The organism is Enhygromyxa salina (assembly GCF_002994635.1).
In the GTDB taxonomy this organism is placed as follows: domain Bacteria; phylum Myxococcota_A; class Polyangia; order Nannocystales; family Nannocystaceae; genus Plesiocystis; species Plesiocystis salina_B.
Genome location: NZ_PVNL01000135.1, coordinates 366,645 through 393,191, shown reverse-complemented (window position 1 = coordinate 393,191; position 26,547 = coordinate 366,645). Strand labels below are relative to the sequence as shown.

The 26,547-nt window shown below is 68.9% G+C and carries 21 protein-coding genes; 13 read left to right on the top strand and 8 right to left on the bottom strand.

What is annotated here, in order from left to right; all coding sequences use genetic code 11:
• Nucleotides 1-44: 44 nt before the first annotated feature.
• Both metK and ENSA7_RS35855 read right to left on the bottom strand, forming a co-directional pair.
• Nucleotides 45-1,184 (bottom strand): methionine adenosyltransferase, encoded by a 1,140-nt coding sequence (gene metK / locus ENSA7_RS35860; protein WP_106093913.1) that lies wholly within the window; start codon nucleotides 1,182-1,184, stop codon nucleotides 45-47.
• Nucleotides 1,185-1,295: 111 nt separating this feature from the next.
• Nucleotides 1,296-2,465, bottom strand: a complete 1,170-nt coding sequence (locus ENSA7_RS35855) for a hypothetical protein (RefSeq protein WP_146158532.1) — start codon at nucleotides 2,463-2,465, stop codon at nucleotides 1,296-1,298.
• Between the two features lie 74 nt (nucleotides 2,466-2,539).
• Between ENSA7_RS35855 and ENSA7_RS35850 the strand changes: the two genes are divergently transcribed.
• Together ENSA7_RS35850 and ENSA7_RS35845 are read left to right on the top strand one after the other, a co-directional pair.
• On the top strand, nucleotides 2,540-3,979 hold the full coding sequence (locus ENSA7_RS35850; protein ID WP_106093911.1) for a monooxygenase: 1,440 nt from the start codon (nucleotides 2,540-2,542) through the stop codon (nucleotides 3,977-3,979).
• Between the two features lie 32 nt (nucleotides 3,980-4,011).
• Nucleotides 4,012-5,199, top strand: coding sequence for a glycosyltransferase family 4 protein (locus ENSA7_RS35845; protein ID WP_181234438.1), 1,188 nt, complete (start codon nucleotides 4,012-4,014; stop codon nucleotides 5,197-5,199).
• On the opposite strand, the gene ENSA7_RS35840 is transcribed toward ENSA7_RS35845, so the two are convergent.
• Both ENSA7_RS35840 and ENSA7_RS35835 read right to left on the bottom strand, forming a co-directional pair.
• Entirely contained in the window at nucleotides 5,183-5,761 is a 579-nt protein-coding gene (locus ENSA7_RS35840; RefSeq protein WP_106093909.1) for a hypothetical protein, read from the bottom strand. The genes ENSA7_RS35845 and ENSA7_RS35840 overlap by 17 nt on opposite strands.
• 127 nt (nucleotides 5,762-5,888) lie before the next feature.
• Nucleotides 5,889-8,252 (bottom strand): O-antigen ligase family protein, encoded by a 2,364-nt coding sequence (locus ENSA7_RS35835; RefSeq protein ID WP_106093908.1) that lies wholly within the window; start codon nucleotides 8,250-8,252, stop codon nucleotides 5,889-5,891.
• Nucleotides 8,253-8,684: 432 nt separating this feature from the next.
• On the opposite strand from ENSA7_RS35835, the gene ENSA7_RS35830 reads away from it, so the two are divergent.
• Nucleotides 8,685-10,037, top strand: coding sequence for a hypothetical protein (locus ENSA7_RS35830; RefSeq protein ID WP_146158531.1), 1,353 nt, complete (start codon nucleotides 8,685-8,687; stop codon nucleotides 10,035-10,037).
• A complete protein-coding gene (locus tag ENSA7_RS35825; protein ID WP_146158530.1) occupies nucleotides 9,980-11,767 on the top strand; it encodes a tetratricopeptide repeat protein in 1,788 nt (595 codons plus the stop codon). The genes ENSA7_RS35830 and ENSA7_RS35825 overlap by 58 nt, the downstream gene beginning before the upstream one ends.
• 109 nt (nucleotides 11,768-11,876) lie before the next feature.
• Here ENSA7_RS35825 and ENSA7_RS35820 read toward each other — a convergent pair whose 3' ends face one another.
• Nucleotides 11,877-13,661, bottom strand: coding sequence for a phosphoenolpyruvate carboxykinase (ATP) (locus ENSA7_RS35820; RefSeq protein ID WP_181234437.1), 1,785 nt, complete (start codon nucleotides 13,659-13,661; stop codon nucleotides 11,877-11,879).
• A gap of 139 nt (nucleotides 13,662-13,800) precedes the next feature.
• Nucleotides 13,801-14,154, bottom strand: coding sequence for a VOC family protein (locus ENSA7_RS35815; protein ID WP_106093904.1), 354 nt, complete (start codon nucleotides 14,152-14,154; stop codon nucleotides 13,801-13,803).
• 147 nt (nucleotides 14,155-14,301) lie between these two features.
• On the opposite strand from ENSA7_RS35815, the gene ENSA7_RS35810 reads away from it, so the two are divergent.
• Entirely contained in the window at nucleotides 14,302-15,144 is an 843-nt protein-coding gene (locus ENSA7_RS35810) for a hypothetical protein (protein ID WP_106093903.1), read from the top strand.
• 8 nt (nucleotides 15,145-15,152) lie between these two features.
• Here the strand turns inward: ENSA7_RS35810 and ENSA7_RS35805 are convergent, their stop codons facing one another.
• Both ENSA7_RS35805 and ENSA7_RS35800 read right to left on the bottom strand, forming a co-directional pair.
• Nucleotides 15,153-16,232, bottom strand: a complete 1,080-nt coding sequence (locus tag ENSA7_RS35805; protein ID WP_146158529.1) for a S1C family serine protease — start codon at nucleotides 16,230-16,232, stop codon at nucleotides 15,153-15,155.
• A gap of 63 nt (nucleotides 16,233-16,295) precedes the next feature.
• Nucleotides 16,296-16,865 carry a hypothetical protein gene (locus ENSA7_RS35800; RefSeq protein WP_106093901.1) on the bottom strand — a complete coding sequence of 190 codons (570 nt, stop codon included), beginning with the start codon at nucleotides 16,863-16,865 and terminating at the stop codon, nucleotides 16,296-16,298.
• A gap of 234 nt (nucleotides 16,866-17,099) precedes the next feature.
• Between ENSA7_RS35800 and ENSA7_RS35795 the strand changes: the two genes are divergently transcribed.
• From ENSA7_RS35795 to ENSA7_RS35760, 8 genes are all read left to right on the top strand, one after another.
• Nucleotides 17,100-18,104: an AAA family ATPase gene (locus ENSA7_RS35795; protein WP_106093900.1), complete on the top strand. Its 1,005-nt coding sequence runs from the start codon at nucleotides 17,100-17,102 to the stop codon at nucleotides 18,102-18,104.
• 17 nt (nucleotides 18,105-18,121) lie between these two features.
• Nucleotides 18,122-19,111: a DUF58 domain-containing protein gene (locus ENSA7_RS35790; RefSeq protein ID WP_244924021.1), complete on the top strand. Its 990-nt coding sequence runs from the start codon at nucleotides 18,122-18,124 to the stop codon at nucleotides 19,109-19,111.
• A gap of 85 nt (nucleotides 19,112-19,196) precedes the next feature.
• Nucleotides 19,197-20,462: a hypothetical protein gene (locus ENSA7_RS35785; RefSeq protein WP_106093898.1), complete on the top strand. Its 1,266-nt coding sequence runs from the start codon at nucleotides 19,197-19,199 to the stop codon at nucleotides 20,460-20,462.
• Nucleotides 20,459-21,490, top strand: coding sequence for a VWA domain-containing protein (locus ENSA7_RS35780; protein WP_106093897.1), 1,032 nt, complete (start codon nucleotides 20,459-20,461; stop codon nucleotides 21,488-21,490). Before ENSA7_RS35785 ends, ENSA7_RS35780 begins: the two co-directional genes overlap by 4 nt.
• On the top strand, nucleotides 21,487-22,722 hold the full coding sequence (locus tag ENSA7_RS35775) for a vWA domain-containing protein (protein WP_106093896.1): 1,236 nt from the start codon (nucleotides 21,487-21,489) through the stop codon (nucleotides 22,720-22,722). Before ENSA7_RS35780 ends, ENSA7_RS35775 begins: the two co-directional genes overlap by 4 nt.
• On the top strand, nucleotides 22,719-23,594 hold the full coding sequence (locus tag ENSA7_RS35770) for a tetratricopeptide repeat protein (RefSeq protein WP_106093895.1): 876 nt from the start codon (nucleotides 22,719-22,721) through the stop codon (nucleotides 23,592-23,594). Before ENSA7_RS35775 ends, ENSA7_RS35770 begins: the two co-directional genes overlap by 4 nt.
• On the top strand, nucleotides 23,591-25,447 hold the full coding sequence (locus tag ENSA7_RS35765; RefSeq protein WP_146158528.1) for a BatD family protein: 1,857 nt from the start codon (nucleotides 23,591-23,593) through the stop codon (nucleotides 25,445-25,447). Before ENSA7_RS35770 ends, ENSA7_RS35765 begins: the two co-directional genes overlap by 4 nt.
• Nucleotides 25,444-26,373 carry an SH3 domain-containing protein gene (locus ENSA7_RS35760; protein ID WP_146158527.1) on the top strand — a complete coding sequence of 310 codons (930 nt, stop codon included), beginning with the start codon at nucleotides 25,444-25,446 and terminating at the stop codon, nucleotides 26,371-26,373. Before ENSA7_RS35765 ends, ENSA7_RS35760 begins: the two co-directional genes overlap by 4 nt.
• Nucleotides 26,374-26,547: the final 174 nt, after the last annotated feature.

Below are 26,547 nucleotides of genomic sequence, written 5' to 3'. Positions count from 1 at the left end.
ACGAGTCCGCGAGCGCCGATCGACGCGTCAGCCGCGTGAGGGATCTAGATGGATCCCTCGAGCGCCTCGACCTTACCGGTGCCTTCCCACGAGAAGCCCTCGCGGCCGAAGTGGCCGTATGCGGCGGTCTGCTTGAAGATCGGCTTGAGCAGATCCAGCTCGGCGATCAGCTTGGCCGGTCGCGCGTCGAAGTTGGCCCGGACGATCTGCGCGAGCTTCTCGTCCGACACCTTGCCGGTTCCGAAGCTCTCGACGCGAATGCTGACCGGCTCGGCCACGCCGATCGCGTAGGCGAGCTGGACCTCGCAGCGCTCGCACAGCTTGGCCGCGACGAGGTTCTTGGCGATGAAGCGCGCGTAGTAGGCCGCGCTGCGATCGACCTTGGACGGGTCCTTGCCCGAGAACGCGCCGCCGCCGTGCCGGCCCATGCCGCCGTAGGTGTCGACGATGATCTTGCGCCCGGTCAGGCCGGCGTCGCCCATTGGCCCGCCGATCACGAACCGACCCGTGGGGTTGATGTGATAGGTGGGCTTGATCAGCAGCTCGGCCGGCAGCACCGGCTTGACGACCTCTTCGATCACGAACTCGGTCAGGCGCTCGTGCGAGACCGACTCGGAGTGCTGGGTCGAGATCACCACGGTGTCGATCGCGACGGGCTTGTCGCCGTCGTACACGACCGAGACCTGGCTCTTGCCGTCGGGCCGCAAGAACGAGCTGGCGTCCTGCTTGCGGACCTGGCTGAGCCGCTCGGTCAGCTTGTGCGCCAGGTAGATCGGCAGCGGCATCAAGACCTCGGTCTCGCGGCAGGCGTAGCCGAACATCATGCCCTGGTCGCCAGCGCCCTGATCACCCTCGCTGCGATCCACACCCTGGTTGATGTCGGGGCTCTGGGCCTCGATCGCGACCAGGACGCCGCACGAGTGCCCGTCGAAGCCCATGTCCGAGCTGACGTAGCCGATCTCGGTCACGGTCTCGCGGACGATCTTGGGGATGTTGACGTAGGTCGAGGTCGTGATCTCGCCGCCGACGACGACGAAGCCAGTCTTCACCATGGTCTCGCAGGCGACCCGACAGGTTGGATCGTCCGCAATGATCGCGTCGAGGATCGCGTCGCTGACCTTGTCGCAGATCTTATCGGGGTGTCCTTCGGTGACGGACTCGCTGGTGAATAGGCTTCGTGACATGTGAAACTGCGTGCTCCTGGGGTCGATCACCGCGGATTCGGCGGTCGAGAGTGGCGCAGGATAGGGGCGGGTCGAACGGGTCGTCAACCGCCGCCCGAACGGCCAATGGGACTAGTTTGAGGCGATCTCCACGCTGACCATGATCGGGTCGATCGGGTCGATCGGGTCCGTCGCGGTGTCCAGGCGCGGGAGCTCGATGAACAGCAGCGGTGCCTGGCCGGCCTCGGCCATCGCGGAGAGCTCGCCATCGCCGCCCCACTGAAGCAGGGTCTGCGCGGCGCCAGGCTGCGCGGGTGAGCAAACCAGCTCGAGCTCGGGCAGGCAGCTGGGGTCGCGCAGCGCGAGGCCAACCCGCGGATCATCGGCGCGAACCACCAGCGTCGCGTCGACGGGCAGCACCGCGGGGAGCAGGAGCTGCTCGACGCGATCGGGTCGACGCCAGCCCGTGCAGGAGTGCTCGTGGGCGTCGCTGTGAGCTTCGTCGGGGTCGATCATGATCGTGACCCCGGCGCCGGGGTCGGGGCCCGGGTCGGGGATCGCTAGCTGCCCCGGCTCGACGCAGCTGTCGGCGGGCGGTCGGTGGCAGCGCTCGACCTCGAAGCCACCATCATCGCTGGCGAGGCACACGGTCCCCGCCTCGCAGCGGCCCTGGCCCGACCCGCAGGCTTGGCCCTCACCGAGCACCGCGCGAAGATCGAAGTCGAGCTCGAAGTCGAGTGGATCGGGCTCGCCAGGTTCGGCCGCGGCCAGCTCGAGCGCCGGGTCGTCGGCCGAGATCCCAACCGTGACCAGCAGCTCGGCGCCGGGCCCCAGATCCATGAAGGTCTGCGGGACCGGACCGTCGACGCAGCCAAGCAGGCGGTCGGGGTCGTCCTGCGCGGACACACAGCCAGGCAGCTGCACGGCGACCCGCGGCGTGTAGGCGCGACCGCGGGCGTGGATCGTGAGATCGACCCGAGCCTCGATCTCCAACCGCAGGTACACGACCGGACCACTCGCGCCGCAGCTCGACCCGAATTCGGAGCCGAGGCTCGAGACGGTCGCATCGCGCAAGCTGGAGGTGACGGTGGTCGGGGCCTTGACCAGCACGGCCGCGTCGCAGGTGTCGCCGGGCGCCACCGCGGACTCGCCGGTCTCGGCTTCGGCTTCGTCGTCGGCCTCGCTGGTGCTGGCTTCCGCAGCCTCGCCATCGGTGTCATCCCCGCCGTCGCCGCCACAGCCAGACCCACACAGCAATGTGAGGGCCGTGAGCAGGCTCGCGCGTGGGGCTCGGCGTCGCACCGGTTCGCAGTGTAGTCCACGCAGTCGCCGGCTCGGGTGACACAGTCACCGAGCTGCGGTGTTCGAGCCCCCACATGCAATCCAACACCGAATCCCGACGCGCGCCGACGCCTGCCATGTGCGGGTTGCTGGCGCTGACCCTGTGTGGCGGACCGCTGGCGGCCTGCAAGGACGACCCCGGGCTCGACGACGGGGCTGACACCGAGACCGGGCACGGCCACGGTGACGGTGACGGTGACGGTGATCCCGGTGACGGTGACGGCGATCCCGCCGCAGCCACCTACTGGCAGGAGGTCGCCCCGATCTACTACGACAGCTGCGTCAGCTGTCACCGCGAGGGCGGGATCGGCCCGTTCGAGCTCGACAACTACGCCTCCGCCGCCGCGTGGGCGCAGGCGTCGGCGATCGCCGTCGAGAACCGGGTGATGCCGCCGTGGCTGGTCACCGACGACGGCACTTGCAATAGCTGGCAGCACTCGCGCGCGCTCTCGCAGACGGAGATCGACACGATCGTCGCGTGGGTCGACGCGGGCGCGCCCGAGGGGGAGCCGCGCGATGACCTCGAGGTCCCAGCGCTGCCCGGGCTCGATGGCGCGACCGCGTTCGTGACCCCCGAGTTCACCCCCGAGCCCGAAGGTGGGTTCTTGTCCGAATTCGACGAGTACCGCTGCTTCTTGATCGATCCCGAGCTCGACCACGACCAGTTCATCACGGCCTACGAGGTGCTCCCCGGCAACGAGGCGCTGGTCCACCACGTGCTCGCGATTCCGGTCGATCCCACGCTCGACGTCGGCGGCGGCATGACCAACCTCGATGTGATCGAGGCGCTCGACGCCGAGTCGCCGGATCGTCTGGGTTGGTCCTGCTTTGGCGCCGCGGGCGACGGGGTCGAGATCGACAGCCTGCCAGTGACCTGGGCGCCGGGGCAGGGCGTCGTCGAGTTCCCGGCGGAGTCTGGCACTCGCGTGAATGCAGGGGATCTGCTCGTGGTTCAGGTCCACTACAACATGGTCGACCCCGAGTTGATCGGCCAGAGCGACAGCACCACGGTCAAGATCCGATTGGAGGACGAGGTCGCGCACGAGGGGCTGTTCGACGTGCCCGACGCGCTGCTCGGCAGCCTGTTCGAGGGCGACCCCTACATGATCCCGCCCGGCGAGGAGGCCCATGAGTTCACGTGGAGCTTCCCGGCTGACTGGTACGTCGGCTGGAACGGGTCCGAGAGTCTCGAGCTGTGGGGCTTCTTCCCGCACATGCACGCGTTCGGCACCAAGATGCGGGTCCGCGTGCTCGACGAGCAGGGCCAGGAGCTCGGGTGCGTCGGCGACGTGCAGCGCTGGGACTTCAACTGGCAGCTCTACTACTTCATGCAGCAGCCGATCGTGCTCGAGTCCGGCCACCAGATCGAGGTGACCTGCACCTACGACACGACCGACGTCGACGAGCCGATCTTGCCCGGCTGGGGCACCTACAACGAGATGTGCCTCGCGGGCGTGTACCTGGTCGCGCCGTAGTCGATCGGCTTGCGGCGTGCGAACATCGGGCCGTGAAGCCCGAGCGAGATCCGGCGGCTGGCCCACGTCGTCGCGTCGCGTTCGTGATCACCCGCAGCGACTCGATCGGGGGGGCCCAGCTGCACGTGCTCGAGCTCGCGCGGGCGCTGGGGCAGGCTGGGCATGCCGTCGCGGTGTTCGTGGGCGGCGATGGCCCGTTCATCTCGCGCCTGCGTGAAGCTGGCGTGAGCGTCTGGCCGATCGCGGATCTGGTCCGCGAGATCGATCCCGCGGCCGAGCTGCGCGCGCTGGCTCAGCTGCGCACGGCCATGCGTGCGTTCAACCCGGATCTGATCACCGCGCACAGCACCAAGGCTGGCTGGCTGGCCCGCGTGATCGGCTCGGCCATGCGGATCCCCGTGCTGTTCACGGTCCACGGCTGGCTGTTCACCTCGGGCAAGCTCAGCGCGCGGCAGCAGGTCGCGCGGCTGGCCGAGCTCGGCACCGGACCGCTCGCGGATCGGCTCATGGCCGTGTCGGAGCACGACAAACAGATCGGGGTCGAGCACGGGATCGCCCAGGCCAGCGGGTTCTCGGTGGTCCACAATTCGTTGCCCGACAACCCCGACACGCTGCGCGCGGATCCGAGTCGATCACCGCCGCGCCTGGTCATGGTCGCGCGCTTCGACTACCCCAAGGATCCGATCACGCTGATCCACGCGCTCGCGCAGCTGCGTGAGCTGGCCTGGACTTGCGAGCTGATCGGTGACGGCCCCGATCGTCCCCAGGTCGAAGCTGCGCTGCGCGAGACCGGGCTCGAGTCGCGGATCGAGCTGCTCGGGACCCGCGACGACGTGCCCGAGCGGCTCGCCGCCGCCCAGGTGTTCCTGCTGTCGAGCATGCGCGAGGGGTTTCCGATCTCGATCCTCGAGGCCATGCGCGCGGGCTTGCCGGTCGTCGCCAGCGACGTCGGGGGGATCGCCGAGGCGGTGCTCGACGGCGAGACGGGCAAGCTGGTGGCCCCGGCCGCGGTGCCGGAGCTCGCCGCTGCCCTCGCGCCGCTGCTTGGGGATTCCGAGCTGCGCCGGCGCTGGGGCCAGGCGGGGCGGCGCCGGTTCGTCTCCGAGTTCGGGTTCGAGACCCATGTTCGCCGCGCGTGGGCGGTCTACGCCGAGGTCATCGAGCGAGGCTCGAAGTCGCTGCCGGCCAAGCTGTGGTCGCGGCTCAGCGCTCGAAGCTGAGGTTGCGGATCCAGTCGGCCAGGACCTCGGCCTCACGTCGGGTCACGTTGGCTGGGAGCGCCACGCTGACTCGGAAATCTGGACGCAGCACGTAGGTGTGCTCGATCTGCTCGCGGGTCGCGTGCTCGGTCGTGGGGGGCTGGGGCAGCTCCAGGGGTAGATCCAGGGGCAACTCCAACTCGGGCGCGGGCTCGGGCGCGCCGATGACCTCGAGCGAGTCGGGTGCATGCGGCTCCGGCTCCGGCTGCTGCGGTTGTTCGGCGGTCGGCTGGTCTGGCAGCTCCCCGCTGACCACCCGCCTCGCGATCTCACGGGGGTCGCCGACCCACACCAACCTGCTGGGGTGTCCCTTGCGGCCGACCTTGAACTCGCCGCAGCCAGCTTCCTCGAGCTCGCGCAGCAGCGTGATCGCCTGGCGCCGAGTCGCGGAGCTCGCTTCGATCAGCTGATCGACGGTGGTGCGCCCCTGGTCGACGCCGACCTGTATGATCGAACCGAACAGCTCACGGGCGGTCGGTCGCAATGTGTAGAGCTTGTGGAGCATGTCATAATTGATCGGCATGAGCGCGACCGACGGGCACCCGCCGAGAGGCAGACGCTAACGCAAGCAGCGGCCCAGGAGCCAGGCCAATACGGTGTTTGCGGGCTCCGCGCTGAGGCCAAAATTGGGACGCTTATGCTCACACTAATCAGGGCGCTATCGCCCCAGTTGTGCCTTTGGCCCGGGCGGTCTGGACCCGCTCGGCCAGGGCCTTGCGTCGTCGCCGGGCGTCGGGCTTGGCCCGGCGGGCGAGCAGTCCATCGAGCAGCGACTCGGCGCGGTTGAGCGAGGTGTCGTCGGCCAGGCGCAGCAGACCCAGGATCAGCAGCTCGTCGATGACCCCCAGATCGTTGACCCGCCCACCCGCGTGGGCGAGCTCGAGCTCGGCGACCGCCGCCTCGTCTTGCGAGCGGGTGTTGTGGGCGAACCGAGCGTTGGCGCGGAGTCGATGGGCGGACTCCTCGTGTGGCTGCAGCTGCACGAGCAACCGGGCGTGGTGCAGCGCGAGCCCGGGGTTGTTGGCCTCGAGCGCGAGCGCAGCCTGAAGCCGGAGCGGCTCGGGGTCCTCGGGGTGGGTGCGCGCGCGTGCGGTCGCGAGCGCGCGCGCGTGGGCGGGAGACTGGGTCGCGACCGCCCGGGCCAGCGCGACCCAAGCCTCGCCATCTTCGGGCGCGACGTTGGGCAGCTGCTCGGGAGCTGGAACGCCCACGATCAGCCAGTCGACCAGCGCCTCGGGGACCGGCTCGCGCAGACCCTCGAGGCCTTGCTTCACGTGCGCGATCGAGTCGAGCGGGGCGCCGAGCTCAGCCGCGATCTTGGCCGCGAGCAGGTGGGCGTCGAGCGAGGCGGGGCGCAGGCGGATCGCAACCTCGGCCCGCTGCAGCGCCGGCTCCCACTCACCCGCGCCCGCGAGCTCGCGCGCCATCGCCAGGTGCAGCCAGCCATCGAGCGGGGTCTGGCGCAGGGCTGACGCGACCGGGAGCTCGCCCGCCAGCACCGCGCGGTCTCGCGGGCGTCGCTGCGACCAGCTCGCGGGGATCGATGTGATCGCCACGAACTGCGCGAGCACGAGGCCGACGATCGTCGTGATCATGGCCGCGCGACGCGGCAACACCCGCCCGCTCGCCGAGGCCCCCAGCGCGCCCGCCAGCGCCACCGCTGGCCCCGCGACCCCCAAGTAGTCCAGCGAGAAGTCGGCGCAGCTCTGGATCCCCAGCGCGAGCAGCCCACACAGGGCCAGCCGCCGGCCCAGGCTCTGGTTCGCGCGAAAGCTCCGAACCCACCACCAGCCCAGCCCCAGCACGATCACGGCGCCCGGCACCGGGCCCCACTCGACCAGGAACGCGATCGGCGTCGACTCGAGGTGGGTGAACTGGATCGGCCCCGGCCGGCTGTCGACCAGCGGGAACAGATCCACGAACGCGCCACGACCGATCCCCAGCACTGGCGAGAGTGAGATCAGCTGCAGGCCCTCGCGCGCGATCCGAAATTTCTCCGTGAACGTGGTGGGGTCGCGCAAGCTGGCTAGCTGTTGCCACGCGCCCTGGGTCAGCGCGAGCGCCAGCATGCCGACCACGACGACCGTCAGGCCGACCCGCCGACGGCGGCCGTGCTCGGGCTCGAGCCCGCCGGTCCTCGCCTGGCGCAGCGCCAACACCAGGACCAGCGGACCGACCAGCGCCAAGCTAGCGAGCGCGCCGCGGGACATCGAGAGCACCAGCGCGGTCGTCTGGATCGCGACAGCGCCCGCGGCCAAGTACGCGCGGTCAGCCAGGCGCTCGCTCGGCTGACGACCGCGGGTCTGTTTGGCCCGGGCGTGCAGATCCACCGCCATCGAGGCGGCCGCGAACAGCCCGACCAGCAGCAAGCCCGACTGGTGATTGGGGTTGATGAAGCTGGTCAGCAGCGGGGAGCCCAGCGCCTGCCCGAGCCCGGCGAGCTGCTGGCGGGGCACGTACAACCCGTAGATCGCCGTGGCGCCAGTCAGCTTTTGGGTCAGCCCGATGATCGCCACCAGGGTCCCGGTCAGGCTCACGTAGGACGCGACCATCCGCCAGCTCAGCTGCGCCGCGGCCACGAACAGCCCGGCCAGGCCCAGGACCCGCGCGAACTCCAGGCCGGTCTGACCTGGGTGGATCGACAGCCGGTTCCAGCCGTCGAGACCCGTGCCCGCGAGCATCTCGGTGATGGTTTGGGTCAGCTCGGGCGCGAGGAGCCGCAGCAGCGCGGGCGGCAGCGGCATCCACTGGATCAGGCACAGGGTCGCAGCCAGCAGGCCCAGCCACCAACCGGCCGGGACCCGCAGCGGGGTCTCGCTTCGCAGGCAGCGGCGGATCAGCAGCCCGGCCACGAGCAGCACGAACGCGGGTATCACCCACGGCTTGACGCCGCCGAGCCACAGCGCAGGGCCGGCGACGGCCAACAGCAGCAGCGCGCGGGACCACGGGACCCGGCCGCTGTGGATCGATGATCCACCCCGATCCTCGTCGGGATCAGTGGGCTGCTCGCGCATGCGCTCATGGTAGCCGGGCTACCCGGCATTGTCGTGGTCGATTGGTGAAGTGCTGTACTCTCCGTCCCCGGTGTCTGCCGACACGCCAGTGCTCGAGTCCCTCGTCCTCCTGCGCCTGACTTTCCAGCTGTCCGCCGACGAATGCGGTCTGCTCGTCGTGAAGCTGCGAGCGAACACGGAGGTTCGAAGTCGGTGACATCGGCGAGCTTCTTTGTCGCGCCGTCAGCAGCAAGAAATTGGACGATGACAGGCCCGACAAGGCGCGCGAGATCACCACGTCGATCGAGGGCACACTCGACGACGATCAGCAGCGTTGCGAGGCGCGACTGGCGACGCCGCCGCCGACACGGTCGCGGTCGGGCGTCGACTCGCCAGAGTAGCCGCCAGTAAACTGTTGGGCCACGCGTGCGGCCGGGTGTGTACACTGTCGCCGTGACCGAGCAAACCCGCGAGCAGAAGATCTGGGCGACGGTCTACGAGCGCTTCGACCCAGAGAAGCCCGCGGACAAGCCTTGGCGGGTGGAGCGTAAGTACAGCCCTGCCAAGGAGATCGTCCGCGAACTCGCGCGGCCCATGGGCGGACACAAGCGTTTCATGATCCTCGGTGGGCTTGGCAGCGGCAAGTCGACTGAGCTCATGGGCATCGCCGAGGCACGCAGCGAGAGCGGACCCGTGGTGTTCCTCGATTTGGTCGAACACTTCGAGCAGCGGCTCGGTGATATCGCCGCGTTGGATCGGGTTCAGCCCTGGGAGGTCGTACTGCTCGTCGGGCTGGGCGTCTTCGCGGCGGCGGAGGAGCGATTCGGCCACAAATGGGACAAGCAGCTGCGGCAGGGTCTCGAGGCGGCAGGTCGGAACTTTGCCGAGGACAAGGGAAACAAGGGCGAGTTTGATCTCGCCAAGCTGGCGTCGTCGGTCGCGGCGCTCGCCGGTGGTGCGCTCACGGTCGGTACCAGTGGTACGGGGGCGCTCGTCGGTGCGGGCTTGGTTGCAGTCAGCGAGGTGGCCAAGTCGTTTCAGTTCAAGATAGGCATCCCCGGCCGCACGCCGCGAAGCGATCAGGACCAAGCCGTCCGCCAGCTGCTCGAGGCTGTCAATGCCCTTATTGGAGATCTACAGAGTCGTCACGCGACTCGTTTGACCGTGTTTGTCGACGGACTCGACCGCGTCAAGAAGCGAGCGCAGACCGAGGCGATGTTCGTTGACTCGTCGCTGCTCGGCAGCCTCGAGTGCGACGTGGTGTTGACAGGTCCCATGGCCCTGCACTGGGGCTCGTTGCGTAAGCAAGTACGGCAATTCACGACCAAGATCCTGACCAACGCGCCGGTCATCGATCGCGACGATCCGCGGAGCTGGGAGCCTGGGGGCAGGGGGATCGATCTGTGCGTGGAGGTCTTTCGTCGGCGGACCGACGATCTCGGCGGAATGGTCGCAGAGCCGCTGTTGCGCAAGCTGGCGTACTACTCGGGCGGGCGCATGCGCGAGTTCGTGCGGCTGATCCGCGAGCTCTCGGGTCCGGCCTGGGACGACGGCTTGGAACAGGTCAACGAGGCGATCGTCGATCGAGCCCTCGACAATCTCCGCGAGGAAACTGAGGCGGGCCTGACGCAGAAGCACCTCGACGTTCTCCGGCGACTGCTCGACAACCCCGACGTGCTCCCCGATGACGGAGTTGTCGCCGAGATGTTGGATCTGTGCCTGATTCTCCCCTATCCCAACGAGAGCGAATGGTTCTTCCCACATCCCCTCCTGCTGAAGATCAAGCTGCCGAAGGCGAGTGGCTGAGGGCGCTGCGGCGCTGGCTTCACCTCGGGCGCAAGGGGGTCATCGTGATGATCCGCGACGCTCAGCCCGCGCGGCTGCGAGCGTTGCTGGGAGTACTGCGAGAGATCGACGGCGACGCGAGGGTCACGGCTGACGCCGCAGACCTCATGGACTGCGAGCCAGGCGCGCTTGTGCTGTTGCTCGTGCTGCCGATCGATCTCGACTGGTTGAACATCAACCGACCGATCATCGCGCAGCGCTCGCTGCGTCTGGTGCTCTGGACGGAGGCGGCGGTGAGCGACCGGCTCAAATTCGAGAGCCCTGATCTGCATGATTGGGTCTCCCACTTCATCAAGTGCCCACCGGGGGTGCCGCAGTTCGCAGCTGAGGGTCTGCGTATCGGGGCACGTTGGTGGCCGGGCGTAGCCTGGCGCGGCGGGGGCCTCGAGTTGGCGCTGGCCGAGCTGGACATCGAAGTTGAGACGCTGGAGCCCGACTCGGCGTTCGCCGGACTGGTGGAGACGCTGAGGGCGAACCCTGCCAAGTCGGTATGCTGGGTAGGCGTCGACTCGCTGCGCGAGCTCTGGCGAGTGCGCTGGGCCGTCGCCGAGGCCCGGCATTGCGGGTTTTGTGTGCTGGACAACCCGCGGGTGAGCGCGCCCGGATGGTTCCCCGTGGATAGTCGGCAGTATGACCTCGCGTCGGCGTTGACTCAGCACGACGGGATGCTAGAGGCGGGGATCGAGGCTGAGTTCGAGCCGGAGGACAGCGCTGGCGAAGAGGTCTTGCGCGATGTGGGTCTGCTGCTGCACCCAGGTCTGCGCTTGCGAAGCTTGCATGAGTCGGCGGATGTCGTCGCGTGGCGGCGAAAACTGGTCGCTGCGATTCGCAAGCAGCCAAACCATGCATGGTCGCGTCATGAGCTGGCCATTTTTGCGTCGCTGGAGCGCGATCGGAGGGGCTGGCCCTCGTTGACAAATGGAGAATCTCAGCAGCGTCATTTTGTAGAATGGAGCCTGCGACATGAACCAAGCAAGGATCGCCGATTAGGATGGATGACGGCGGCACGACTCGCGGATATCGAGCTGAGCACACATTGGACTGCGGGCGACACGGCCTGGGTCGACGTCGATGTCGTGCAATTCGGGAACGAAATTTGGAGCCCGCCGAGTCGTGAGCAGTGGTCGAAAAAGTGGGACTGGGACTCACTCCCGCAATTTTGTCAGGGCGTTGGTTGGGATGCACCTTTTTGTATTCGTGCTGCATCGATCGTTCTTTCAAACCACATCGATGATTCAACGAGTCTTGCTCAGATCACTCCGGACCTGCAAGCCGCCGTTGAAGGCGAACTCGGGCAAGATGATGCGGTCCGTGTGCAATATGTGTACATGATAAACATCTCCAGGGCGCTCGCGGGCGATCCCTGGAGCGCCCGCGACGAGATCGAGACGCTCACTGAGCACGCCGTTCAACATCCGGCGTATGCACTCCCGGTCTACGCCGCAATTCGTGTTCTCTGCGGCGATTATCAGGCCTCCGCCGAGTTCTTGCGAAAACTGTCTCTCGAGGACCCGCTGCAAATCCGACTTTATCTCGAGGCCCTGCTCGCCGCCGGTCAGCCCAAGCGAGCCAAGGCCGAGCTCCAGCGCCTGCTCGCCATCGACGCCGAGCCCCGCGAGTACCTGGGCCCGGAGTCCAACGCGAAGGATCTCGCTCGCGAACTACTGCTCGCTCAACTTCAGGCCTACTGAGCCCGCAGTAGCCACAATTCTGTGGCGCGCTGACACCGTCTTCACGCGCGGGAGCACGGCACGGACGCGATCATTGCCCCCGCGTCCTCAGGCTCGGCGCCCTCGCCCTTCAAGCCCCGCGCGCGACCGCGTCGATGATCGCGGGCGCCACGTCATACTTCTCCAGAAACGCCTTGCGCTCAGCCTTCATGCGCGCGACCCAATCCGTGTACTCGTCCATCCGCCCCGACTCCTCGAAGAACCGCCGCGGTTGCAAGATCTGCCCAGGCACACGCTCGAGCAGCGCAGCGTTGGCGGGCGCGTCCACGTCGACGATCTCGTAGCCAAAATCAGGGTCGGTCGCCCACACGATCTCACCGCCGAGCATCGCCTCGAGCATCGCGGACGAGTGCCGGATCTTCACCTTCAGCGCCTCGCCCCGCTCCTCGCCCCTGGCGTCGCCGCCGATGTACCCGGTGTTCATCAGCCACATCGAGGTCGCCCCAAACGTGGCGGCGAGCTCTGAGAACCGCTGGGCCTGAAGACTGTGCGCGAGCGGGAAGAACGGCTGCGTGAACGGCGAGCGGGTCTTGCCGCGCTCCTTGCCGGCCGCCGAGGTCTTGCTGGTCTCGCCGAGCATCAGATAGCCGGCCGCCTGCTCGGGGCTGGTGAAGCGAACCAGGCCGGGTGTCGCGGCGTCGGGGCCCTCGTCGCGGTTGAGGATCCCGAGCGAGTGCAAGTCCTCGAGCTCCTCGAGCACGGCGGCGTCCTCGACCGCGCTCATGGGGATGATCGAGCGGCCGTTCTCTGTCCACATGACGAAGTCCCAGCCGTCCTTGGGGATCCCGTCGTCGACGACGTCGGCGAATTTCACCTCGCCAGCGATGTAGGCGTCGACGTTGTTGGCCGCCGCGCCCGTGCCGATCAGGGTGTCGCGGAGGCGCTCGACGTCGGCGGGCGAGAGGTCGCGCTTGAAGAAGTCGGGGTTGCCGTCTGCGTCGAGGTAGACGTTCTCGATCCACGCCTCGGACGAGATCGTGCCGCGATAGATCACCGGCTCGGTGTCCTCGGCGAGGCCCCAGGTCTTGGCGAAGCAGCCGTTCTCGGTCACCGAGATCTCGCCGCCTGGCCACAGCGTGATCATGTCGTCTTGCACGGGCTTGGTCGCGTCGCCCTGCTTGGAGAAGGTCGTGGTGGTCTTTCCGGTGCCCGAGAGCCCGAGGATGCCCATCGTCACGCGCCCGTCGCCGTCGATGATCTCTTTGGCGCCCGCGTGCATGACGAGCCCGCCGTTGCGGTACATCAGGGCGGCGAGCATCCGCAGCGCGCCCTTCTTGCTCTCGCCGAAGTAGTCGGCGCCCATGATGTACGTGACGTAGTTGTCGAGGTCGACGATGATCGCCTGCTTGCCCGGCATCTCGGGCACGAACTCGGGCGTGTAGACCAGCCTGAACGCGGGCGTGAACGCTCGGGTCGCGGCGTCTGGCCCTTCAACCCGCTCGCGCGGGAACGCCAAGACCTGCTGCATCGCGGCGATGTTGGCGGCCTCGAGCGTGTAGCACCACTGGACCGGGACCGCGCGCGGGCCCACGCCGACGTAGCCCTCGACCACGATCAGCTGGCCCTGGTCACGCACGTAGGCCGCCTGTTGATCGATCAGCTGCTGCGCTTGCTCGGCGCCGATCGTGGCGTGCGAGTAGGCCTCGGGCTTGCCCGCGCGGTCGATGATGTACGTGTACTGGGCCATCCGCGCCTTGTTGCGGGCGACCTTGTTGATGCTCCCGTGCACGGTCTGCACGCAGTACGGCGTGTGCTTCAGCGCGAGCTCGCGCAGCGTGGCCTGGCTGGGGTTGACCAGCGTCTGCACGGCGAAGGGGAGGGCAGGCTGCTGGGGCAGTTCGAGTCGGCGCGTCATCACGTCAGTCCACGGGCTGGACCGCTGCGATATCATTTTGAGCGCAGGCTGACCACCGATCGAGATGCCGCCGTAGGGCTCGCGCTGCCTGCAAAATCTAGCCGCTGCGCATGTGGTCGAGTGCTCGACGTGCCAGCGCTCACGCGGTGTGCGGAGTCCAAACTGCGAGGACATTTCCGCTGGGATCAGAGAAGTGAAAGCGTCGGCCTCCGGGAAATTCGAAGGGTGGCACGACGACCCGTCCACCCGCGCGCTCGACCGCCGTGACGCTCGCGTCCAGCGCGTTGGAGTAGAGCACGACCAAGGGTCCGCCCGCCGTGACCTCGTCGGCCTGCGCGAGCCCGCCGACCTCTCGCTCGGGACCCTGGATGCCAGCATACGTCGGGCCGTAGTCATTGAACGCCCAGCCAAACGCGTCCGTGTAGAAGCGCTTGGCCTCGGCGAGATCAGTCACTGACAGCTCGATGTAGTCGATGGCGTGGTGCGTGTGCATGATCGCCGCGGACCATACCCCACTCGCCACCGATCGCGGGCCATGAGCGCAGCAAGGTTCGCGGTGCGGACGCGAGGTCGAGCGCGAGCGCAGCGCCCCAGCAAAGAAAGTGACAAGGCTCGCGATCCCGGCGTAAATTCCTCGCGCATGTCCACGGCCCGAGACGTCTTCCTCGCGCACGTCGCCGCGAGCGCGGATGACGAACGGTACGCCGTCGTCACCGAGGCCCGTGGCTCGCTGACCAAGGCCAAGCTCGAGGCGCTCGATCAGGTCGAAGGGCTCGACGAGGGCGGGTTGCGCCTGGTCATGCCGGGGCTGTACCAGCAGATCGTCGGCACCACGATCCAGATCGCCGCGCGGGTTGGCGTCGCGGTCGGGCTCGCGCTCGAGGCCGTCGACGAGCTGCGCAGCGAGGCCGCGATCGGCAGCTTCTCGCGACCTGTTCGCGATCAGATGACCGAGACCGGCGTCGCCATGAAGCGCCGGCACTCGAGCCGGATCGCCAAGCTGGTCGCCGAGGTCGAGGCCCAGCGCCTGGCGTGGCGACACAACCACGAGTTCATGTCGTGGCTGGGGTTTCGCCGCGACGACGAGCGCTACCCGGCCGCAGACCGCCGCGCGCGGCTCGAGGCGTTCAAGATCGTCGACCGTCTGCTGCGCAGCCGCGAGGCGATCTCGGCGTTGCTCGGCCACCCGCTCGCGGTCGCGCTCGAGGCCCACGATCGCTTCATGCTCGGCAACCGCTGGCGCCTGGATCCCCGGGTCCCCGAGCACGCCGTCGAGAGCTTCATCTGGCCGCTGCTCGGATTTCAGACCGCCGAGGTGACGCAGATCGAGCTCGCGCGCTACCACTATGACGCGCTGGTGGCCGCCGGGGCCGACGACGCGACCCGCGTGCAAAAGCGCGGCGAGCTGCTGACGCTGTTCGCCAAGCAGCTCGCCAACGCGCTCGAGCACGTGCCCGAGGGCATCGGGACCGGCGTGGTCTGATCCTCGCTCTAGCTCGCCATTTCAGGAATGATGATGACCTGCTCGGTCCGCTGATCTATCGCCCGCCGGACCGTGAGCGTGACCTCGGCGCCGACGCCCGCGAGCTGACTCAGGTAGGCGACCTCGGACACCCGCGTGATCGGCCGGCCATTGATGCTCAAGATGACATCGTCGACCGCGAGCGAGGCGCGATCCCCAGGGCCGTCGGGGTCGACGCGGGTGACCCGGACAGCGGTGGGGAGCCCGTCGACCTCGTTGTCATTGCGGGCCTGAATGCCCAGCCGAGCGTGGCGCATGCGTCGGTAGGTGCGAACCTCGTCGATGAACTGCAGCGCCATGGCCGAGGGGATCGCAAACGCGAGACCCTGGCCGTCCTGGCGCACGGCGGTGGTGATGCCCAGCACCCGTCCGTCGAGGTCGACGAGCGGGCCGCCGGAGTTGCCGATGTTGATCGACGCGTCGGTCTGGATGAACGACCAGATCCCCTCGGGGTCGAGATCTGGGGGGCGGCCGAGGTCGGCGTGGTCGCGCCCGAGCCCCGAGATCACGCCGACGGTCACCGTGTCGCCGAGCCCGAACGGCTGACCGATCGCCATGATCCACTCGCCGGGTGTGGGCGGTCGCTCGGGGGCGCGAAACCGGACCGGCTGCAAGGTGGAGAAGGTCCCGCGCAGCTGCAGGACCGCGAGGTCGAACAGCGGATCGGCGACCACGATGTCGGCGTCGACCTGGGTGTGATCCGACAGCTGAACCTTGATCGACGCGGCGTCGCGCACGACGTGCTCGTTGGTCAGGATCTCACCCTGAACGGAGACCACCATGCCCGAGCCGATGCCGCGCATCCGCGAGCTGCCGACGTCGACCGTGGAGATCACACCGACCACCGAAGGCCCGACGACCTGCGCGACCCGAGCGAAGTCCGGCAGCGTCATCTGGGCGCGGACGGGCTCGCTGTCGACCTGCAGCTGACTCGGCTCGGCGGGACCCGGGATCTCTTGGTTGGGCGCGGGGGCTTCGATCTCGCGACAGCCAAGGCCCAACAGCGCCGCGACCCCGAAGACTTGTAAGCTGACTCGAAGGCGCGGCACCGCGGCTACTTTAGACCCCCGCTAGCCAGTTTCGCACTGGACATGTGACGAGGGATCGCGGGATCAGGCGTCGGGGAGCGAGCCCGAGGGGGGCTCGTCGGCGGTCTGGCTGGCGATGCTGCCGCCGACGGGGCTGTCGACGATCGGCGCGGCGACGTTCACCGGGCTCGGCGGGCTGACGGGCTCGGCCTGGCTGACGGGCTCGGCCTGGCTGGCGGGCGCGGCCTGGCTGACGGGCGCGGCCTGGCTGACGGGCGCGGCCTGGCTGACGGGCGCGGCGACGACGGAGACGGCCGGGACGCTGGGCGCGTCGTCGTCGTCGTCCTCATCGTCGTCGTAGTCATCATCATCATCGTCGTCGTCGTCGTCTTCGTCGTCGTCGTCGTAGGCCACGCGGGTGGGCATGGTCGCCCGCAGGCCGAGCGGACGCGGCTCACTGGATGCCTGGCCCCGCTTGCCACGATTCTCGAAGCCGTCGTCATCGCCACCCTCGTCGTTGGGCTTGACGTTGTCCGCCAGGTCCGGCAACGCGTCGAGGTACGCCTGATAGTCTGCCTCTGACGCGTGCCCACGCTTGAGGTGTCGCTTGATCGTTCGGCTATCGAAGTAGCGCTCGGGGTCGCGAATCGCCATGGTCGCGCCTTTTAGTCTCCGGCGCAGCTGATGTCAAAGTGCGCCCGCGTGTCCGGCGCATGGCTGTTCAGCGGGCATCCAGGGAAGTGTGCGGGACCCGGAATATGCCCTCGCGACTTGGGTTCGCGGCCGCCCGGCATATACTCCGGCCCCGACCGCCTGCGATGGGCTCTGGAGTGAGCACCGAGCAGGCGGCTCCGCGAACGGCGGGTCGACACCCCCCACACCGAGATCATGACTTCGGCATACGACATCCGCGTAAAAAACGAGCTGGTCGAGCGCGAAAGCGAGTTCGTCGACCGGCTCTTCTCAGAGGTCCAAAAGGTCATCGTTGGCCAGCGGGACATGGTGGAACGCGTGTTCATGGGCCTGATCTGCGGCGGCCACGTGCTGCTGGAGGGCGCCCCGGGTCTGGCCAAGACGCTGACCGTGAACACCCTCGCCCGCTGCATGCAGCTCGACTTCAAGCGGGTCCAGTTCACCCCCGACTTGCTGCCCTCCGACGTGCTCGGGACCGTCATCTACAACCACCAAAAGGGCGAGTTCACCAACAAGCAGGGCCCGATCTTCACCAACCTGCTGCTGGCCGACGAGATCAACCGCGCGCCGGCCAAGGTCCAGAGCGCGCTGCTGGAGGCCATGGCCGAGCGCAACGTGACGATCGGCGACACCACCTACCCGCTGGGCCGTCCGTTCTTGGTCCTGGCCACGCAAAACCCGATCGAGCAGGAGGGCACCTACAACCTGCCCGAAGCCCAGCTCGATCGCTTCATGTTCAAGATCCGGGTCAGCTACCCGAACCCCGAGGAGGAGCTGTCGATCATCGATCGCATGGCGGTCCCCGGTGAGGTGCGGATCCCCAACGTCGAGTCGATCATCACGGCCGAAGACATCGCCAACGTCGGGCGCGTGCTCGAGCAGATCATCGTCGAGCGTCCGGTCCGCGAGTACATCGTCTCGGTCGTGGGGGCCACGCGCGAGCCAGCTGGCGCGCAGCTGCCCGGCCTGACCCCCTTCATCGACTTTGGCGCGTCACCGCGGGCCTCGATCGCGCTGTTCCAGGCTGCGCGCGCCCACGCGTTCTTGCGCCGCCGCGGCTATGTCTCGCCCGAGGACGTCAAGGCGGTCGCCCCCGACGTGCTTCGCCACCGGGTGATCCTGTCCTACGAGGCCGAGGCCGAGGGCAAGACGGTCGAAGAGATCGTCCGCGTGATCCTCGAGCACGTCCACGTGCCCTGACCTGAGGAGAACTCACCGTGACAGCTCCCGGTCCGACCCAAGCCGAGGCACGCGAAGCCACGATGGCGCTGCTGCGCGAGGTTCGGCGCATCGAGATCCAGACCTCGCGGCTCGTCGATCAGCACCTCTCGGGCTCGTATCAGTCGCTGTTCAAGGGCCGCGGCGTCGCGTTCTCGGAGGTCCGCGCCTACGAGGCCGGCGACGACATCCGCTCGATCGACTGGAACGTCACGGCCCGCACGGGCGAGGCCCACGTCAAGCTGTTCACGGAGGAGCGCGAGCTCACGGTCATGCTGCTGGTCGACATGTCCGCGAGCTTGGACCTGGGCTCGACCAACGCGGACAAGCGCAACCTGGTCGCCCGGCTCGCGGCGACCTTTGCGTTCTCGGCGATCCGCAACAACGACCGGGTCGGGCTGATCGGGTTTAGCGATCGCGTCGAGGTGTTCGTGCCGCCCCGCAGCGGTCGCAAGCACGTGCTCGCGGTCGTCCAGCACATCCTCACGCACCCGCCCGCAAGCCGCCGGACCGACCTCACCGTCGGGCTCGAGACCATGGCCCGGCTGGGCCGCCGCCACGCTGTCGTGATCCTGATCTCGGACTTCATAGACGCCGGGCTCGGGGACGCCGGGCTCGGGGGCGCCGGGCCCGGGCAGGCGGGGTCGGGCAACCGGGCGGCCGCGTTCGAGCGCGCGCTCAAGCTCGTGCGCCGACGCAACGACATGATCCCGGTCCGCGTCGAAGATCCGATCGAGCTCGACCTGCCCAACCTCGGGCTCGTCTCCGTCGAAGATCTCGAGCTGCTCGAGCTGGGCGGCATCAGCGTCATCGACCTCGGCGGGCGTCGGGCCAAGCGCTACCGCGAGCAGGTCGCCCGCGAGCGCGAAGGGTTTGACAAGCTCATGAACCGCCTGCGGCTCGAGGCCATGACGATCCGCTGCGGCGAGAACTGGGAGAAGCCGATGGTCCGGTTCTTCGAGCGGCGCGCAAGGAGGATGCGGAAGTGACCTTGTCCCTCACAGGCTGTCTGCACGTCCTGCACGTCGCCACGGTCGGCCGCTTCGCGTCCGCTCGGTCGCAAGGGGGCCGGTCGTGATCGGCGAGGCCCTGCTGGCGCTGGCGCTGGTGTTTGCGTCGCCACCCGTGGATCCCGGGACCTCGGGCGGCGCCGAGACCGGTGAGCCCGAGCTCGCGGCGCCTGCCCCAGCTGCCCCGCCGGTCGCGCCGCGCAAGCAGCCAGCGAGCAGCGCGGACGCGCCGATCACCGTGACCACCCGGCTGACGCCGGATCCCTCGCACATCGGTGATCTCCTGACCCTCGAGGTCATCGTCGCCTACCCGCGGGACCACGCGATCAACCTGCCCAACGGCCTCGACTTTGCCCCGCTCGAGCTGGTCTCGATCGTCGAGGGCGAGGTCGAGTCGACCGGCAACGATCTGCGCCAGCGGTTCACGATCACCTTGCAGCACTTCGACGTCGGAGCCGCCGAGGTCCCCAGCTTCCCGGTCACCTGGATCGACCCCGACGACGCGGTCCACACCTACGCCGTCCCGCCCCACGTGTTCGTGGTCGAGAGCCTGCTGGTCAACGAGGCCGAGCCGCAGCTGCGCGGCGAGGACCCGATGATCTCGCTCGAGTACCCCAACGTGAGCTTGGCGGTGATCATCTACTCGGTGCTGGCGGGCGTGCTGCTGGCGAGCGTGCTCGCTGCGCTGTTCGTGATGTGGCGTCGCCGCGAGCGGCCGGTCGTGCTGCCGCCGCCGGTCCCCCCGCACGAGCGCGCGCTGGCTGATCTGGTGACCCTGGCCGGGCAGCGCGAGGCGCTGATCGAGAACGGCGCCTACCAGGACTACTACTTGCGGCTGACCGAGATCGCCAAGCGCTACGTTGGCGGGCGGTTTGGGTTCGAGGCCCTGGATCGCACCACCGAAGAGATCCAGGATGCGCTGCGGCGGGGCCAGCTGCGGGTCGAGCCGCTGGATCCCAAGCAGGTGATGACGTTCTTGCAGGACTGCGATCTGGTCAAGTTTGCCCGCTTGTCGCCCTCGAACGACGAGGCACGCGAGGCGCTGGAGGTCGTGCGCGAGATGGTCGATCGCAGCAAGCCGGTCGAGGGCCAAGTCGAGGGCCAAGTCGAGGACCCAGACGAGGGCCAGGACAAGGTCGCGGGCGAGCCGGGCGCTGCTCAGGACGCCGCGGCCGACCGCGAGCGCGCCCGCGCGAGGCGGCCCGCGGATCCGCAGCCGGTCGCCAAGCAAGCGCCGCCTGCAGACCCGAGCGACGCCGAACCGCCGGCGCCATCGCCCGAAGCCGACACCCACCAAGCCGAAGACCGCGCGCCGGGGGACTCACCGTGAGCTGGTACCTGCGCACGCTCGGATTTGGGGTCGTGGCCGCGGCGATCAGCCTGGGCCTGATCGCGGCGCGGCTCGGCGACGGGGTCCGCCACGTGATCTTCGGGCAGCCGTTGTGGCTGTTGTTGCTGCCGATCCCGCTCGCGGCCATGGGCCTGCGGGCCTGGCTGGCGCCGCGGCCCGCGACCATGCACTTCACCCGCAAGCGCAGCCTGGATCGGATCGGCGGCGGGTTTGCGACCTACCTGGCCGACCTCCCCGACGGCCTGCGCCTGGGCGCCGTGTTGGTGCTGATCGTCGCCTGCGCGCGGCCGCAGTCGACCCGGCTGAGTGAGCGGATCGAGCACGAGGGCATCGACATTGCGATCGCGCTGGATCTGTCGGAGTCGATGAAGAACGACGACCTGCGCCCCGATCGCCTGACCGCGGCCAAGCTGGTCATCGACGACTTCGTGGCCCGCCGCCACGACGACCGGGTCGCGCTCGTCGTGTTTGGCACCAACGCCTCGACGATCGCCCCGCTGACCATGGATCACGGCGTGCTGCGCAACCTGATCGCGCAGCTGCGACTCGGCGTGATCGACGGGACCCAGACGGCGATCGGGGCGGGCCTCGGGGTCGCGCTCAACCGCCTGGAAGACTCACCCGCGGCGAGCAAGATCATCGTGCTGCTGACCGACGGGGTCCACAACGCCGACGGGGTCGACCCGGACTCGGTCGCGCAGAAGGCCGCCGAGCGCGGGGTGATCATCTACACGGTGCTGATGGGTCGGCAGGCGAGCGGGGCGGCCAGCATTGATCCGGGCCAGCTCGAGCGGCTCGCCAGCGCGACCGGGGGCTACGCCTACCTGGCCGAGGACGTCGGCGAGCTGCAGACCAGCTTTCAAGATCTGCTCAACAAGCTCGAGCGGTCCGAGATCGAGGGCGAGCAGATCCGCGCCGAGCTGTTTGGGTGGTTGCTGTGGCCGGTGCTGCTGCTGCTCATGCTCGATATTGGTCTGCGAACTACTCGGCTGCGGAGGTTCCCATGAGTTGGTGGCAGCAGCCCCTGGCCCACGCGTGGGTCGAGGTCGAGTCCGGGGCCAACCTCGCGGAGCTGGTGTTCGCCAAGCTCGGGTATGCGTGGCTGGGCCTGTTGGTCCCGCTCGCGGTCGCGGCGTACCTGTGGGCCGCCCGCCAGCGTCGCGCGGCGGTCGAGCGCCTGGGCAACCCGATCTTGCTCGCGCGCCTGCTGGCCACGGTGGATCCCGGCAAGCGCTTGATCCGTGCGCTGCTGACCGTGCTGGCGCTCGCGGCGGTCGTGCTCGGCATGATGCGGCTGCAGTATGGCGGCAAGGCCAAGGTGCTGCCGACCCGCGGCCTCGATATCGTGCTGGCGGTCGACTACAGCAAGTCGATGCTGGCCCAGGACGTGTACCCCAGCCGCAGTGAGCGGCTCGAGGCCGAGCTGACCCGGTTCCTCGACGAGTCGGGCCGTCGGGGCGATCGCGTGGGCGTCGTCGTGTTCGCGGGCGCGACCCGGGCGTTCCCGCTGACCAGCGACATGGGCGTGCTCTCGCTGTTCTTGAGCCACGCGGATCCCCGGTTCGAGAACCCCGGCGGGACCGCGATCGGCAAGGCGCTCGACAAGTCGATCGAGCTGTTGGTCGCGGTCCGGCGTGACGGTGGCAACGACGAGTCGGAGATCGACGCTGGGCTGCTGCCCGGTGCGGACGACGACGACGCGGCGGTCGCCGAGCGGGCCGACCAGATCATCATCTTGCTGACCGACGGCGAGGACACCTTGGGGCGCCCGCTCGAGCTGGCCCAGAAGGCTGCGCAGCTGGGCATCCGGATCTACCCGGTTGGAATCGGCTCGACCTCGGGCGAGCCGATCATGCGCTACGACGAGAACGGCGAGCCGACCGGCTACGCGACCGACGCCGAGGGCAAGCCGCAGATGACCCGGCTCGACGCCGAGACGCTGCAGAGCCTGGCCAAGGCGACCAAGGGCGAGTACGTCCACGTCGACGCCGATCAGTTTGGTCTCGACGAGGTCCGCGGGCTGGTCGAGGGTCTCGCCGCCGCCCAGCGCGAGCACTCGATCGAGATCCACCGCGAGGAGGGCTTCTTGTTCTTCTTGATCCCCGCGGTGCTGCTGCTGTGCGGGGCGCTTGCGATCGGTGATCGCCGCCGGCCACCAGCGGCCCAGGGACGCGACGCCCACCTCGTGGGTGCCAGCGCCAAGCCCACCAACCCCAAGCTTCAGGAGCCGCAGTCATGAGGGCCAACGCGCTGATCTTGCTCGCTGCTGTCGGACTGTTTGGGATCGGCAATCAGGACGAGCCGGGGTGGCTGTCGACGGCGCTGGCGAGCACGGATCCCGACGTCGAGGCGGCGATCCAGGCGTACGAAGCCGGCGAGTTCGACACCGCGGCCGAGCGCCTCGACGCCGCGGTCGCGCGGCGGGGTGAGCGAGCGGAGCTGTACTACGACCGCGGTCTGGTGTTGCTCGCGCAGGGCGACCACGACGCCGCGCGGGCGGCCTTCGAGCACGGCACCGAGTCGAGCGACGTCCAGGTCCGGGCGTCCTCGCACTACGAGCTGGGCAACCTGGCGATGGCGGCCGAAGACTGGCAAGCGGCGATCGAGGCCTACATCGAGTGCCTGCGCGCCCAGCCGGATCACGAGAACGCCAAGTGGAACCTCGAGCTCGCGCTGCAGCGCAAGCAAGAGCAAGAGGAAAAAGACAAGCAAGAGCAGGAAGAGCAAGAAGAGCAGGACAAGCAGGACGGCGAGGACGGCGAGCAGGGGGAAGAGGGCGAAGACGGCGAGCAGGACGAGCAGGACGAGCAGGACGGCGAGCAAGAGCAGGACCAAGAGCAGGACCAACAAGACGGCGAGGACGGCGAGCAGGACCAGCAAGAGCAAGACAAGCCGGACGAGCAACCCGGCGAGGACGGCGAGCAGGACCAGCAAGAGCAAGAGCAAGAGCAACAGCAGCCCGAGCCCGAGCCCGGTGAGCAGCAAGAGGCTCAGCCTCAGCCGATCGAGTCAGGCGATCTCGACTCCGCGCTCGATGAGCTCGATCGTCGAGACGCGTTCATGTTCGGCCGGCCGCGCGGGTCGAACCGCGAAGTGGAGAAGGACTGGTGACGCGCGCCAGCTCACCGGCTCCACGGGCGATGCCCCGGCGTCGGTTCGTGGCGACGGCGATCACAGGCGTCGCCGCGCTGGCCGTGGCTGGGCTCCCGTCGCTCGCCCGCGCCGCTGAGGTCCAGGTCCACGCCACGCTCGGGCGCGCGCAGATCGACGTTGGCCAGTCCGTGTACCTCCAGGTCGAGGTCTCGACCGAGGGCCAGTCGATCCCGTCGCCGCGCTTCGTTGGCCTCGACGAGGTCGCGGTCAGCTCGCGCGGGACCTCGTCGGGCATGTCGGTCGAGTACAGCAACGGCCGCTCGGTCCGGCGCTCGACCAAGACCTTCACCTACGTGCTGACCCCCCGGGCCGCGGGCGAGCACCCGATCAAAGTCGAGGTCGAGATCGCCGGTCAGGTCTACCGCCCCGCGACCACGCCCACGCTGCTCGCCACTGGCGAGGACTACGAGCCCGAACTCGAGCACGACAAGGCCAGCGACGCGCCGACCAGCCCCGACGCCGAGGTCATCGTGTGGCCGGTCGTCGACAAGGCCACCGCGTACGTCGGCGAGCAGATCATCTACGAGCTCGAGATCTACGAGCGGGCTCGCGGCAACCTCACGATCGCCGCGGCGCCGACCTTCAAGGACTTCTGGTCCGAGGATCTGCAGACCGCCCAGCAGCAACAGCAGCAGCGTCGCAACACCGAGCAGCGGCTGGTCGGCGGCGTGCCCTATCGCGTCCACGAGACCATGCGCCGGGCCCTGTTCCCGCAAAAGGCCGGGACGCTGACGATCGGCGGTCCCGAGGTCCAGCTGCAGGAGCTCACCGGGCCGTTCTTCGGGGGCAGCGGACCGCCGCAGACCTTCATGGGTCGCGGCCTGGCGATCGAGGTCCAGCCGCTCCCGACCGAGGGCCGGCCCAAGGGGTTTCGAGCCAACAGCGTCGGGCAGTTTCGGATCACCGCCGAGGTCGATCGCGCCCAGCTGACCCAGGGTGAAGCCGTGCGGCTGTCGCTGCGGATCTCGGGGACCGGCAACATCGCCCTGATCGAGCTGCCCGAGCCGCCGTCGCTCGCGGGGCTGCGCAGCTACGAGCCCAAGCCCGAGACCCCCAAGTTCGAGCTCGGCAAGGCCAAGCTGCAGGGCTCGCGGGTGTACACGATGCTGGTGATCTCCGACGAAGCCGGCGAGCTCGAGATCCCCGCGTTCGAGCTGCCCTACTTCGATCCCGACGCGGGCGAGTACAAAGTCGCCCAATCCAAGCCGATCAAGCTGGTGGTCGAGGCCAACCCCGACGCGGCCCCGGCTCCCGAGCCCACGAGCAAGCGCGACGACGGGGGGGAGCGCGGTGACGACGAGCTGCTCGCGCCAGCGATCGCGAGCGACACCCTGCCCCGGGTCACGCCGCGCGAGCGCAGGCTGACCTCCAAGCGCTGGTGGGTGGGCAGCCTCGCCGCCCCCGCCGTGCTGGGTCTGGGCTGGCTCGGCGCCAAGCTGCGCGAGCGCTTCGGCCCCGATGACGACGCGCGGGCCCGCAACCAGGAGCTGGCACGCCGCCGCGCGCTGCTCAACGAAGCCAACGCCGCGGTCGACAGCGGGGAGGGCTTTTATCCGAACCTCGCCGCGCTGCTGCAGGCGGCCGCGGTTCAGCGGGCTGGGTCCGAGGGTGTCGGGCTCACGCGCGAGCGCCTGATGAAGCTGCTCGACAAGCGCGGGGTCGCAGCCGAGGAGGTCACGCAGCTGCGCGAGCTGCTCGACGCCTGCGACGCCGCGCGGTTTGGGGCCGGGAGCGGCGACGTCGCCCAGCGGCGCGAGCACCTCGAGCGTGCGCGGGCGCTGCTCGGGCGTCGCACCTGGAGGCGGGCATGAGCGCTGAGGTTTACGGATGTGGGCAGGCAGTCGGGCGCCAGCGCGGGTGTGGGCGTGGGCGTGGGGTGGCACGTGGGCTCGCGCTGGCACTCGCGCTCGGGCTCGGCTGGTCGAGCCAAGCCCGCGCGGACGTGGTCGACGACGCCTACGCCGCGGGCAGCGAAGCGGCCGCCGCCAACGACTGGGCCGGGGCGATCGAGCACTGGCAGCGGGCGCTCGAGCTGCTGCCGGGCCGCTCCGCTCAGCTCGACTACGACCTGGGCACTGCGTACGCGCAGCTGGGCGAGCTCGGCCGGGCGACCTATCACTTCGAGCGCGCGCTGCAGCCGGAGGCGCGGCCCAGCGTCGAGGTCGCCGAGGCGGCGCGCCGCAACCGTGGCATCGTCCGCCGTCAGGCCGAGGTTCAGGCCGAGGTCAACGACGCGAGGATCTCCCGCCCGCCGACCTGGTGGGATCTCGTCGTCGGCGTGCTCGCCGGGCAGGCGCTGGCGTGGATCAGCCTGATCAGCGCGTGGCTCTTGGTCGGCACCGTGGCCGTGCGTCGCTGGCGTGCGCGCATGGGCACGGCGGGCGAGTCCCGCGGGATCGGCCGCGCGCTGGTGCTGGTGTTCGCGCTGGCGTTTGGCCTCGGCGGAGGTCTGCACGCGCTGGCGATCACCGCCGACGCGGATCACCCAGACGCAGTCGTGCTCGACACGGTCGTCGAGGTTCGTGAGGGACCCGGCGCACATCTTCCCGTGGCATTCACGATGCAAGGCGGCTCCCGCGTTCGTGTGCTGGACCAGCGTTCCGGCTGGCTGCGCGTGCGGCTTCCTGGTGGGCTCGAGGGCTGGGTCGCCGTCGACTCGATCGCGCGCCTGTATCAGCCACCGAAGCGCGCTCGCACGAACGCGAGCGGAGCCGCGCCGGCCGCCAAGCCGATCTAGAGCGAGCCACGATTCACGCGGTGGCAGATTTCGCGGCTCGAGCTCGCGGAGGTACCGCCCACCCGTCCCACATCGGTGCACATGCCATTTAGACCATTCCAGCGCGTGCTGGTGCCGTTGGCCGCGCGCGAGTGCAAGCCCACCGCGCAGGATCGAGCCCCAAAAATGCCGTGG